General features: G+C 30.2%; 16 protein-coding genes. 8 read left to right on the plus strand and 8 right to left on the minus strand.

Annotated features, from left to right (window positions below; genetic code table 11):
• Positions 1-303 precede the first annotated feature (303 nt).
• On the plus strand, positions 304-1,254 hold the full coding sequence (locus Q9969_RS00005) for an adenosylcobinamide amidohydrolase (RefSeq protein ID WP_305553135.1): 951 nt from the start codon (positions 304-306) through the stop codon (positions 1,252-1,254).
• Here the strand turns inward: Q9969_RS00005 and Q9969_RS00010 are convergent.
• Genes Q9969_RS00010 through xseA form a run of 3 tightly spaced genes read right to left on the minus strand, consistent with a single transcriptional unit; the run spans position 1,238 to position 2,875 of the window.
• On the minus strand, positions 1,238-1,459 hold the full coding sequence (locus Q9969_RS00010; RefSeq protein WP_305513074.1) for an exodeoxyribonuclease VII small subunit: 222 nt from the start codon (positions 1,457-1,459) through the stop codon (positions 1,238-1,240). The two genes, Q9969_RS00005 and Q9969_RS00010, sit on opposite strands and share 17 nt — an antisense overlap.
• Positions 1,459-1,920 (minus strand): exodeoxyribonuclease VII large subunit, encoded by a 462-nt coding sequence (locus Q9969_RS00015; protein WP_305553138.1) that lies wholly within the window; start codon positions 1,918-1,920, stop codon positions 1,459-1,461. The genes Q9969_RS00010 and Q9969_RS00015 overlap by 1 nt, the downstream gene beginning before the upstream one ends.
• On the minus strand, positions 1,874-2,875 hold the full coding sequence (gene xseA / locus Q9969_RS00020) for an exodeoxyribonuclease VII large subunit (RefSeq protein ID WP_305553141.1): 1,002 nt from the start codon (positions 2,873-2,875) through the stop codon (positions 1,874-1,876). The genes Q9969_RS00015 and xseA overlap by 47 nt, the downstream gene beginning before the upstream one ends.
• A gap of 119 nt (positions 2,876-2,994) precedes the next feature.
• Here xseA and Q9969_RS00025 point away from each other — a divergent pair, with 119 nt between their 5' ends.
• Entirely contained in the window at positions 2,995-3,225 is a 231-nt protein-coding gene (locus tag Q9969_RS00025) for a PRC-barrel domain-containing protein (protein WP_305553144.1), read from the plus strand.
• A complete protein-coding gene (gene pyrE, locus Q9969_RS00030) occupies positions 3,225-3,749 on the plus strand; it encodes an orotate phosphoribosyltransferase (RefSeq protein WP_305513080.1) in 525 nt (174 codons plus the stop codon). The genes Q9969_RS00025 and pyrE overlap by 1 nt, the downstream gene beginning before the upstream one ends.
• 17 nt (positions 3,750-3,766) lie before the next feature.
• Here the strand turns inward: pyrE and Q9969_RS00035 are convergent, their stop codons facing one another.
• The 4 genes from Q9969_RS00035 to Q9969_RS00050 are packed head-to-tail and all read right to left on the minus strand — an operon-like array spanning position 3,767 to position 6,193.
• Positions 3,767-4,273 (minus strand): MogA/MoaB family molybdenum cofactor biosynthesis protein, encoded by a 507-nt coding sequence (locus Q9969_RS00035; RefSeq protein WP_305553147.1) that lies wholly within the window; start codon positions 4,271-4,273, stop codon positions 3,767-3,769.
• 12 nt (positions 4,274-4,285) lie between these two features.
• The gene (locus Q9969_RS00040) at positions 4,286-4,591 is read right to left on the minus strand and encodes a winged helix-turn-helix domain-containing protein (protein WP_305553150.1); all 306 of its coding nucleotides are present in this window, start codon (positions 4,589-4,591) and stop codon (positions 4,286-4,288) included.
• A gap of 22 nt (positions 4,592-4,613) precedes the next feature.
• A complete protein-coding gene (locus Q9969_RS00045; protein ID WP_305553153.1) occupies positions 4,614-5,405 on the minus strand; it encodes a transcriptional regulator FilR1 domain-containing protein in 792 nt (263 codons plus the stop codon).
• Positions 5,402-6,193: a transcriptional regulator FilR1 domain-containing protein gene (locus tag Q9969_RS00050; RefSeq protein ID WP_305553156.1), complete on the minus strand. Its 792-nt coding sequence runs from the start codon at positions 6,191-6,193 to the stop codon at positions 5,402-5,404. Before Q9969_RS00050 ends, Q9969_RS00045 begins: the two co-directional genes overlap by 4 nt.
• A gap of 220 nt (positions 6,194-6,413) precedes the next feature.
• On the opposite strand from Q9969_RS00050, the gene Q9969_RS00055 reads away from it, so the two are divergent.
• The 3 genes from Q9969_RS00055 to Q9969_RS00065 are packed head-to-tail and all read left to right on the plus strand — an operon-like array spanning position 6,414 to position 9,021.
• On the plus strand, positions 6,414-6,920 hold the full coding sequence (locus tag Q9969_RS00055) for a ribonuclease VapC (protein WP_305513091.1): 507 nt from the start codon (positions 6,414-6,416) through the stop codon (positions 6,918-6,920).
• Entirely contained in the window at positions 6,917-8,029 is a 1,113-nt protein-coding gene (locus tag Q9969_RS00060) for a DUF2117 domain-containing protein (protein ID WP_305553159.1), read from the plus strand. The genes Q9969_RS00055 and Q9969_RS00060 overlap by 4 nt, the downstream gene beginning before the upstream one ends.
• Positions 8,030-8,046: 17 nt before the next feature.
• Positions 8,047-9,021: a methanogenesis marker 2 protein gene (locus tag Q9969_RS00065; protein WP_305553162.1), complete on the plus strand. Its 975-nt coding sequence runs from the start codon at positions 8,047-8,049 to the stop codon at positions 9,019-9,021.
• A 45-nt stretch (positions 9,022-9,066) separates the two neighbouring features.
• On the opposite strand, the gene Q9969_RS00070 is transcribed toward Q9969_RS00065, so the two are convergent.
• Positions 9,067-9,795, minus strand: coding sequence for a thermonuclease family protein (locus Q9969_RS00070; RefSeq protein WP_305553165.1), 729 nt, complete (start codon positions 9,793-9,795; stop codon positions 9,067-9,069).
• A 130-nt stretch (positions 9,796-9,925) separates the two neighbouring features.
• Here Q9969_RS00070 and Q9969_RS00075 point away from each other — a divergent pair, with 130 nt between their 5' ends.
• Together Q9969_RS00075 and Q9969_RS00080 are read left to right on the plus strand one after the other, a co-directional pair.
• The gene (locus Q9969_RS00075) at positions 9,926-11,473 is read left to right on the plus strand and encodes a methanogenesis marker 3 protein (RefSeq protein WP_305513549.1); all 1,548 of its coding nucleotides are present in this window, start codon (positions 9,926-9,928) and stop codon (positions 11,471-11,473) included.
• The gene (locus Q9969_RS00080) at positions 11,445-11,915 is read left to right on the plus strand and encodes a methanogenesis marker 6 protein (protein ID WP_305553168.1); all 471 of its coding nucleotides are present in this window, start codon (positions 11,445-11,447) and stop codon (positions 11,913-11,915) included. Before Q9969_RS00075 ends, Q9969_RS00080 begins: the two co-directional genes overlap by 29 nt.
• The last annotated feature ends 5 nt before the right edge of the window (positions 11,916-11,920 follow it).

Here is an 11,920-nt window from a genome sequence, read left to right on the forward strand (position 1 = left end):
GAACTACCATTTGCAAACATGAAACAAAACATGCACCTAACAGAATTCACAACAACAGGCTTAAAACAAGTAAATATAGATTTTAAACTATACACAATAGGACACAACTTAAAAAGAGAATATACAACGAAATAAACAATAGAAACAACTGAAAAATAAAATTATTGCAAAAAATTTTTAAAATAAAAAATTTTATGAAAAATTAAAAAATTTCATGTCCCTTCCTGTTTTTTTATGTATTCACATAGGATTATTTTTAAAACATCATCAAATGATGAAATATTTTATTTAAAAGATACTATTTTGATTAATTTTGGCGTTAATCGTAATGGAATTTTAACTTCTAAGTTAAATGCCGGAACAAATGACACTTATAAACATGTTTTCAATCAACATTTGTCCCAGGATAAAATTGACTATCTGGAAAACAATAATGCCTATGAATATTTGTGTAATGAATGTGAATTGTTAAATATTGATTATAAATTATCAACTGCTTTAATTACATTAGCTGATATGAAAAATGTAAGTATTGTCACTAAAAAATTTAAAAATCTAGAAGTTACTGCAATTACAACTGCGGGAGTTAGAACAAATGCTTCAAGGGCAGGAGATAAGGCATCATATTGGGAAGATTGCGGCGAATTTCACTTCGGAACAATTAATATTATTTTATTAACAAATGCATACCTTGAAAAATCAGCGCTGACAGAAGCATTCATGACAGTAACAGAAGCAAAAACCGTTGCACTAAATAATTTAAAGATCCCATCACAATACTCAAATGGATTTGCAACAGGAACTGGAACTGACGGTGTTGCAATATTTTCAAATAAAGATTCAGATAATTTATTGACCAATGCCGGAAAACACTCTAAACTTGGAGAGTTAATTGGAAAGTCAGTAATTGAATCTGTTACAAAAGCCATTGGAAAACAGGTTTGGTTGTCAAACAAATCCCAATCAAATGCATTAGTTCGTATAAATAGGTATGCCTTAGATATAAATGAGTTTTACGATAATTTAGATTATGATAAATTCGAATTTATTAGTCAATTAAGAACTGATGCTCGAAATCAAAAAAATGTAGCTATTGCATCTTCAATTTTAAATTTATTCGATGAAGTTCAATGCAATTTAATTAAAAAGGAGGATGCATTTGATTTAGCATCCCAAATAAAAGAAAAATGTGATAGTTATCCAATAAAAACGTTATTGGAGTATTGGATTAACTGCTTTATTCACAAGAGTTAAATTCAGCGAGATTGCCATTGTCCTGAACAATTTTAGCAATTGATTCTTCAGCAACTTCTAATCTTTCATTACAAACTTTAACTAAATCCATTGCATTTTTAAACTCTTCAATTGCATCGTCTAGAGGAACATCTCCATTTTCTAGTTTGTTAACGATTTCTTCTAATTTGTCTAAACTTTCTTCAAAACTTAAATTTTCTTCCATTATATCACCTTTGTATTTACAAGTCCGTCTTCAAATTCAATATCAACTTCATCTCCAACTTTAACATCCTTAACTGAAGAAATAACATTATCTTCAGTTTTAGCTATTGCATAGCCTCTTTTCAATGTTAAAAGGGGGTTTAAAATTTCTAATTTTTTAATATTCTTTAAGCATGAATCTTTTTTCTTTCTAGTTATCTCATTTGGATTTTTTAGAATGTGGGAGTTTTCTAATCTAAATAATCTGTTTTTGTTTTCAGTGACGATTTTGTTAGATGTAATATTTAATTTGTTAACTACATTATTTAGGTTGATTCTTTTAAATTTATACATTGATTCAGGGTTTCTAAAAATAGGGGAGTTTTCTAGTCTAATTAGTTCATTTTTGTTTTTTGCAACAATGTTTTTCGTACAGTTAATATATACAACTATATGTAATCGTATTTTTTTTTTTTTTTTCAAACAGAAAGCCGCATTCGAAAAGGAGGAAAGGTTCGTGGGGCTGGAGAAGGGTATAAGAGACAGAAATATGAGTTAATTTAGTTCTATTTAATGTTAATTTATTTTTAATGGATTTATTAACTCTTTTATTCAGTTGTGCTATTTTATATTCAATTTCCATTAGTTCCGGCACTGCAAGATCTGCCGCCGCCGTTGGTGTTGGAGCTCTTAGGTCAGCTACAAAATCAGATATGGTAAAGTCAGTTTCATGACCCACTGCACTTATAACTGGAATATTGCATGCATAAATTGCCCGTGCAACTTCTTCTTCATTAAATGGCCATAAATCTTCAATACTCCCTCCTCCACGACCTACGATTAGTGTGTCTAAATTAAATTTCTGTGCATGCTTGATTTGCCTTACAATTTGACCGGCCGCTTGGTCTCCTTGAACTAATGTGGTAAATACTAAAATTTCACAAATAGGATATTTTCTGTTTATGGTAGTTATAATGTCTTTAACTGCTGCTCCGGTTTTTGCCGTGATGACTCCAATCCGTTTAGGATATTTTGGTATTTCTTTTTTCACAGTTTCGTCAAATAAACCTTCTTTATTAAGTTTTTTCTTCAATTGTTCAAAAGCTATATGTAACTCTCCAACTCCGTCTTCAGTAATTTTTGTGGCATACAGTTGATATCTTCCATTCTTTTCGTAGACTTCAATTTTACCTTTAATAATTACTTTCATACCATTTTCAGGTTGGAATTTAAGAAAGCGATCTTTATTGAATTTGTATATTACTCCGTCTATCTGACTTTCTTCATCTTTTAGAGTAAAATAGCTATGTCCCCTATAAGAATCTTTATAATTGGAAAGTTCTCCTTTTATGAGGATATTTTTCAAATTAGAATCCATTTTTAGCTTTCGGTTTATGTAAGAATTAATCTCAGATACTGTGAATGTTTTTTCTTCCATATGTTCACCTTGAAATTAATATTGTTATTATATTGTTTGTATTTAATACATTTTTCCTTTTTTTTTAGAAACAATTAATTAATATTAAAAACTACCTAATATTAAAAAGGTGTTTTTTTATGAGAATTAAAGATGAATTGTTTGGTAAAGAAGTTCTCGATTGTGATATTCAAATTGTTGGAAAAGTGTCTGATGTTGTTTTTGATAAAGATACATTTGAAATTACAGATTTAGTGCTTAAAAAAATGGGTTTGTCAGAACAAATTAAATCCAGTGAAAACATGGTTCCAATGGAACTTGTAAAGGTAATTGGTGATAAAATTTTACTTAAAGGTGAAGATGATTTATAATGGCTTCAAATGATTATTTAATTGAATTATTAAAGGAAAATAAAGTATTTCTTGAAGGAGATTTTACTTTATCCTCTGGAAAGAAAAGTGATTACTATATTAATATGAAAAAAGCCATTACTGAACCTGAAATCTTATTCACTATCTCAAAATTAATAACTGAAAAGATTGATGGTGAAAATATTGATAAGGTTGCAGGTCCTGCATTGGGAGCAGTTCCAATAGCTACTGCAGTATCTTTAGAGTCCAAATTGCCATTGTTAATGATTCGCAAAGAAAAGAAAGGTTATGGTACTTCTAAACTTATTGAAGGTGAGTTAAACGAGGGTGATAAGGTTATTGTTGTTGAAGATGTTTCAACTACGGGCGGATCACTTCTAAAAGCAATTAAAGCTATTCATGAAAATGGAGGTAATGTTGTTAGGGCATTTGTTGTAGTGGATAGACAAGAAGGCGCTATTGAAGAATTTGAAAAAGCAGGAATTACATTAGAACCTTTAATAAGTGTTGACGAATTCTTTTAAAAAAATAAAGTTCATCATTATTTTTTCAAATGATGAACAAAATGAGGCAATTCCTCTATAATTAAATTTAATGCTGTTTTGACAGCATTTGGAGAACCGGGCATGGAGAATATAATTGTTTTTTTATAAACTCCTGCAGTTGCTCTTGAAAGAAGAGCTGCAGAACCAATTTCTTCAAAAGATTTGGTCCTAAAAAGCTCTCCAAATCCATCTATTTTTTTTTCAAAAAGTGATTCTACTGTTTCAACAGTGATGTCACGAGTATCTAAGCCCGTTCCACCAGTTGTTAGAATAACATCAATTCCATTTGAAATCATATTCTCTATGGTGTTTATCAAATCATCAGCTTCATCGGGAATCAATTTCTTAGATTTTAATGTATATCTTGCATCAATTTTCTCAGCTATTAATTTGCCTGATAAATCCAATTTTTCTGATTTTCTACTGTCACTAAGGGTGATTATTCCACATGATAATTCCTTAGACGCTTCTTTTTGATGTTGTGCAGATGTTTCACTTTTCATTTTCAAACCTTTTTATATTTGCATTTTTTGCTTAATGGTATAGTATTCATCAATATATTTAATTAACTTGTCTGTGGGGTGGAAGTAAAAAGCTTTGCCAATTTCATTTTTTGTTATAAACTCATATTCTTTCATAATGTTTGTATGATGGATTATTGTGTTATAATCTAAATTGAGTTTGTTTGACAATTGATTGGCATTATGTGGTTTAACCAATATTTCATCAATTATTCTAATTGTTGTTCTTCCGCCATTTCGACCCATTAATAGTATTGATAGTTCTTTGTTTTCTTGCGATATTATTTTTTCATTGTTCATTACTCACCCTCTGTTTTAGTTATTAAATGAAATTTAAAAGGGTTGTTGCCCATTTAATAGCATTGTCGTCTTTTGCAACCAATATTTGTGAATCATCATAATGGCCGTCATTAAAGAATAACGTCAATGTCATAAAATCATCCGAACATGTTAAAAATATTTTCAATTCTTCATCAATGCATTTTATGCTAACTTTTTCATTTTTCAAGATAGATTCATTTAAAATATCATTTTTCTTCATGGAATTCAATATTTTTTTATTAATTATCAAATTCAAACTATCTAATTTATCTTTTCTTAAAAGTTCTATAAAATACTTTAAGTGATTCTCAGAATAAATTGGTAAAATTATATCTAAATTTTTTGTATTGGAAATTAGATTTATGTAGGTATTAAATGCATTTGATAGATTTGTTGTTGTTGAATTAACATATTCGGCATCTTTTAGGAGGTAAATATTTTTTAACAGGTCTTCTGGAAGCTGTGAGATGTCATGGCTATTCCAGAAGGTTTTATTTTTATTCACTGAATTCCAATTTTCAATAAGTTTTATCATGTTGGTCGATAATAAAAAACCATTCGAAGTCAATTCATATGACTTCTGAAATTTTTTAACTAAATTTATTGTTTCAAGTTCTTTTAGGCCATGCAATATTGTTGCTGAAGGTTTTTTAAGTTCATTTCTTAATTCTTCAAGTTTTTTCGGGTGTTTGTAAAGACTTAGAAGTAATTTTGATCTCATTTTCGATGTTAGAATATATTTGATCCCGCTAAATTCTTCTGTTAATTCTTGTTTGGTTTCAGCACTGGTCATTTCACCACCTCTTTTTTCACATATTCAAATAACTCTTTAGCCCAATTATATGATTTTTGATTTTCTGAAATTAAAATCCGATTTTGATCAAAACTGCCGTCGTTTTTAAACAATCCTAAACTAATGTTTTCATCACAAAGGGTTAAATATAAGTTTAAATTGCCTTTATAATTGTAAACTTTTAATTTTCCTACTCTAATGGATTTTTTCCTAATTTTTTCATCAATTTTCAAAATGAACTCTTTAAAAATACATTTTGGAATTATTAATTCAACAGACCCTTGATTTTTTAACACAATTTCCATCAATTTCGGATATTCGGGATGTAAGTATGGAAAAATGGCTTGAATATTGCTGGATTGCATTATCTGCTTTTTAATGGTATTGTGGGTTTTAAATATATCTAGGGATGTTGTTTCGATAATTTCGGAATTATTCAGATTGCTAATATTTTTTATAGATTCAATGCTTAGTTGATTAAGATTATGTTTGTTCCAGAATGCGTCATAATTATAAATCAAATCTACACTTTGTTTAAATTCCATGATTGAGTTGAAGTAAACTTCAGTCATTGGATTTACATGATACTTTTTGTCTATTTTTGTAATGTAGTCTTTTTTCTCTAATTTTCCAAGATTGCTTGAAACAGAGCTATAAGTTATTTTAGTCTTTTTAACAATGCCTTTTACATTATTTGGGTTTTTATATAATTCACTTAAGATTTTTAAGCGAATTTCAGATTTTGCAAGAAATTTAATGTCATTATTAATTTCATTTGTGCTATCCATCTTTTTATCCTCCGTATTTTTTTTCAAATCTCGATGAATTTTCAGGTACTATTAAATTTATCATTGGAATTTAAATATTTTTTTCTATAAACTTACAATAACTCTTAAAAAGTTATTCTAAATGTTTTCAGTAACTTTTCAATAAGTCTTCGGTATCTATTCAGTACTTGCATGATGAAATTCTTAAGTTTTATTAATTTGTAAATTTAAATATATCCATATGGAAATTTGTTATATTTTAGATGCATCAGCTTTTATAAATGGATTTAAAATGCTTTCTAATAATAATTTCACTGTTCCCGAAATTACTGCTGAAATTAAAGATTTTGAATCAAGACTAGTCTTTGATATGGCATGTGATGAGGGTAAATTGATTATTCAGGATGCGGATTCTAGTTATGTTAGTGAAGTTGAAAGAATCATATCTTCCTCAGGTGATGTTTTAAGATTATCTCTGCCGGATAAAAAACTGATTGCGTTGGCCGATATGTTGTCTCAACAGGGGAAAAATGTGAAAGTTATTAGTGATGATTATACAATTCAAAATACTTTAAAAATCATGAACATTCCCTATTCCAGCATAATGACTGATGGAATCAAAGGGGTGTATAATTGGAAGAAGGTTTGTCAAGGTTGTAAGAAAGAATATGATGAAGATTATATATTTGATGATTGTGAAATCTGCGGGTCTAAAATTTATGAAAAACGGGTTAAGGTGGATAAATGAGAATTGGTGTAGTTGTCCATGGACCTAATATAATTGATTTGGGGTATGCTTTAAAGTTAATTGATATTCTTAAAGGTTATGGTAATGTTAAAGCACGACTTGGTGGGACTATGGGCAGAACTGCCGTTATTGATGCAAGTTTGGAAGATGTTATCGATATTTCCCGTAAACTAGTTCCTAGTGATTCGTTAAAAATATTTCATGATGATGTTGATGTAATTTTTTTACTTAATTATGGAAAATCTGATGTAACCGGTCAGGTTTTCGGATATAAAGTTTATAGTCATTATGTTAATAAAATACCTGATGACAATATTCCAATAATTCAAATTGAACGTCCTGGCGAAGCCGATGGCAGTATTATTCCATGGAATCATAATTTAGACATTGTTAAAGATTTGTCTTTAAAGTTAAATTTGGATATTGTGTCCCCTGAGGAAGTTTATGAACGCCATATTAAACAAGATAGTGAAGGTATAAATCAACGTGTTGTTCATGGGGTTAGTCCTGGCGAAAATATAATGGTTAATAGTGTTGTTATTGGTAAAACTAACTCTGATAAATTAGTATTGATTGCAAAAGATAATCATATTGTTGATATAATTGGTGGAGAGCTTAAAATCCATGGACTGGAAAAATTAGGTGAAGTTAATCTTGACAAGGCAATTATTAAAACTGGACTTTTGAGGCATGCTAAAGTAACTCCAAGGGTTATTGCTCGTGACAAATCCGAGGATTTCAAAGTAACATTTCTTGATCATGCTGGGGAGGATGTTTATCAATTTAAAGATTCCAATCTTGTTATAACTGTTGGTGATGATACAACATTAATATCTTCAGACATTCTTTATAGATTTGATATACCTGTAATTGGAATTACTGATGGAGATTTAGATAAGGTTGTCGAAGATGGATTTAAAGTTAAAAACTCTATAATATTTGAAGTTGAAAGTGGTTTTGATGATGTCTGTGGTCAAAATATTAAAAAAGAAATATTCGGAGACAATGTGGAGGTATTTGATTTTAAAAATATTGATGAAGTAAAAGTCAAGATTGAAGAAACAATAAAAAATATTAACTGCAAATATAATATTAAATATATCAATTAAACTTTGGAAGTGGAATGTTGGATTTTAAAAATCTCGTAAAGGAAATTCAAGAATTTAAAGGAGTGTCACGTAAAAGCTCAATAGATAATGTAATATCTCTTTTAAAAGAATCTTATAATGTTTCTGGAGATGTTGTAATAGATATTGGGGATGATGCTTCAGCTATTGATATTGGAAATAATCAAGTACTTCTTATCGCTGCTGATGGAATATGGGGAGACATAATGAATTTAAATCCTTATTGGGCAGGATATTGTTCAGTACTTGTTAATGTAAATGATATTGCAGCAATGGGTGGAAAACCCCTTGCAATGGTTAATATAATGTCAATAAGCAATGATGAGATTTATGAAGATTTATTAAATGGAATCAAAGATGGTTGTTTAAAGTTTGGTGTTCCAATGGTTGGAGGACACTTGCATCCTGATGGCGATGTGGACTCTTTAGGTGTTGCAATTGTGGGCATTGCTCAAAAGAATAAAATTATAACAAGCTTTGGAGCAGAAGTTGGAGATAAAGTGCTTGTTGCAATTGACCTTGACGGCAAACCTCATGAAATGTTTAGTTTAAATTGGGATACTACTTACGATAAAGATCCGCAACTTGTTCAGGACCAAATTACAGCAGTCCGATACTTGGCTGAACATGATTATATTAAATCCGGTAAGGATATTTCTAATCCTGGGATATTGGGAACTCTTGAAATGCTTTTAGAAACTTCCAATAAAGGAGCTGTTGTTAATTTGGAGGATATTCCTAGAAATGAAAGTGTTGAATGGGTGGATTGGCTTAGGTCATATCCGGGTTCTGGTTTTGTTTTCACAACAAGTGAGGATAAATGTGATTATATAATAGGATATTTGTCCAAATATTCCATCGAAACAGCAGTAGTTGGTGAAATTATTGATTCAAATTCACTTTATTTGAATTATCAATCCAAACAAGAAGAAGTATTTAATCGGGAAAAGAATCCAGTATTTATATTTAAATGAGTTTATACATTGAATTTAGCAAGAATTATTTTAAAGAAGTAACAGTTAAGGATTGCAAACCTTACATGGCTGATATCCTTGACTTATTGCATCATTTCTACTGTCAAAACTAACTTTATTATGTTCAGATATTTTTTGAGCCCATCTACAGCCAGCTTCGTGGAATTTTCCAGTATTTACATTAGCAACATAATTTCCACTATCTGAACCGGAGTCAGAGCCGATATTTGCAGAGGTATTGTATGAATTCGGAACATGTGTCATGTTATTTACCCAATCATAGGGATAAAATTCACTTGGTGGTATGTACATCACTTCTGCAAGCCCTTCTTTTAAAAGCATTTCATTAACATTTTTGCCGTCAACAATAACCACACCTAATGTTCTGCCATATTTGTCTGAGTGTTTTGAATCATCGACATCGATTCCAACTTCCTTGTTTAAGCATAATTTTTGAACAAAATTTTTAGAAGTGATATATCCTTCAACACCTCGCTCGGGAGTATTAACTCCTACAAAACGGATCTTTTCGCCATTGTCTAAATATATGGTATCCCCATCAACTACTTTAGTGCAAACTCCACATTCTTCAACATTGCATTCGGTGTCGTTGTATTCATTTAAAATATCGGATGCTAATAGATTTGAGTATTTGGAGCTTGGAATATTGTGTGTAAAACCAGTTCCAGTATATGCATTAGCTATTGACATTGCTCCAACTATAATAATCAAAATAACTAGTAAAGAGAAAACCTGCTTTTTTGTAATTTTCATAGTTTTTTTTCCCTCCTTGTTATTAACATTATAACTTTGTGTTAATATAATTTTTCAAAATAAAATTAATAATTATTTTATATGAGGATATTAAATATATATAATATTAAAAATTATTATTGGAGATTGTATGTTAGTTAAAATTAATGGAGAAGAGGTTGATGTAGCAGATGCTTCAACAATTCAAGATGTCATTGATGAAACAAATGCTCCTTATACTCCAGGAAGTATTATTTGCTTAATTAAAGGTAAAAAAGAGCTGGAAAAAAATATTAGCAAGTATAAAATTAAAACAAACAAGGGTTCAATAATTATTCAATTAGACGAATCTGATGAGGCCAAACCTCTGGTTGATGTGTGGAAAAATCAATATGGGGAATTTGTCGATTTAGATATAAGATGGTCAACTCCAACTGAGGTTGCTATTGGTCCTATTGTAACTGATTTAGAACCCACTTCTGATGAGTATAAATATTTTGAAGGAGATGTTGTTTTAAGTTTATCTAGTTTTAGTAATGAGTCAACTCATTTAATAATGCTTAAAGAGAATACTACAAATGTCTACAGTGTACCTCAATACAATAAGGGTATTTTTGCCCATATTATTGGTGGTAAAAAAACATTGGATAATTTGACAGATGATGATAAAGTAACTGGTATTGAACCGGTTATCGAAAGAAGCACAACTACTGATAGTGCTTCAGTATCTGATTTAAACACTGTTTTAGAAGAAGGTAATGAATTATATACTTATATTTCATTTAATATTAATGAAGACTCTCCTGTATGTGTCGAACATTTATTCTCGCTTATTAAGGATGGTAGAATAAAAGTTTCATACGATAGTGAATCATTTGTAGGTTTTTATGAACTTGCAGGAATCGAAAAACCTAAAGAGGATAATACTTTAAGAAGTAGAGGAACTATTACGGTTAGAAATACTGGTGTTGGTGTTGGGAGATTATATATTTATCGTGCAAATAGAGTATTGACTCCAAATCACACTACTGTTGGTCAAATTGTAAATGGTATGGAGATTATTGATATTGCAAAGGAAAATGACTTCATAACAGTTAAATCTGAACAACAAAGATTGATGTTATTAAATAAAACTCAACGTGAAGCTAGCGAAATGTTATCTGCCGTTGGTGTTGAGCATATGATTGATGGAATTGTGGATGATAATGCCATCATTGTTGAACAAACTCCAAAGCATACAATTGATATTTTAAGAGAAGGCAAGGTAATAACTAAAGCAGTTAATAAAGAAGATTTATGTACTATCAAATTTAACGAAAATGCGCCAAGATCTGTAAGGTACTTTAAATTCATGTCAGGTCTTTTAGAAAATCCAGTTGGTCAAATTAAAGTTCACTTTGCAGTACCTGGAATGCATATTGTTATCTTTGAAGGTGATAAGAAATTAGCTAAAGGTTTAGTTCCTGAAAACAATCCTGTTGAGAAGGTAATAAGGGGTCAAATTGGAATTTCAAACATGGCTTCAAAAAATGCCGGTTTAATTGGTATTAGATTTGAAGATAATTATGATTTTGGCCCAACTGCGGAGAATTTCGAATCAACAAATATAATTGGAGATATTACTTCTGATTATGATTATATTGAACAATTAAATGAAGGAGTTGTAGTGTATGTCACAGAATCTAACCATGAGTCCTGATTTGGGTACAGAAGATTGGGATCCTGATGTAATCACTCGTATGATTTTTATTGGTCCGGGAGCTCATGTAAGTGAACAGGAAGTTGTAACTGCATTTCATATGCTTGGCCTGCCACTTACAATAAAAAATACATGCTATGGATCTATGATTAGTGGAAAAAGTGAACATGTTTATAAGGCCATTGAAGAGATTAGAAAACTCGACCCACATCATATTTTTACAAAAGAAAGAGGATTTGCTCCAGGTGACCCTAGACGTTGTAGAGGTCACAGATTTGGACCTAGAGAAGGTTTCCACCAAATGGAAAAGGAGTACAGAATACTTGGTTTTGTTTCTAACGCTTTAGAAAATCCTAAAGAAGTTGAAATAGAGGAGAAAAAACCAATTAGTGTTGATGAATTTAAAAAAATCATGAATGAATGTTTAGATAAAGAAGAGTAGGTGTA

The organism is Methanobrevibacter sp. V74 (assembly GCF_963082495.1).
GTDB lineage: Archaea > Methanobacteriota > Methanobacteria > Methanobacteriales > Methanobacteriaceae > Methanocatella.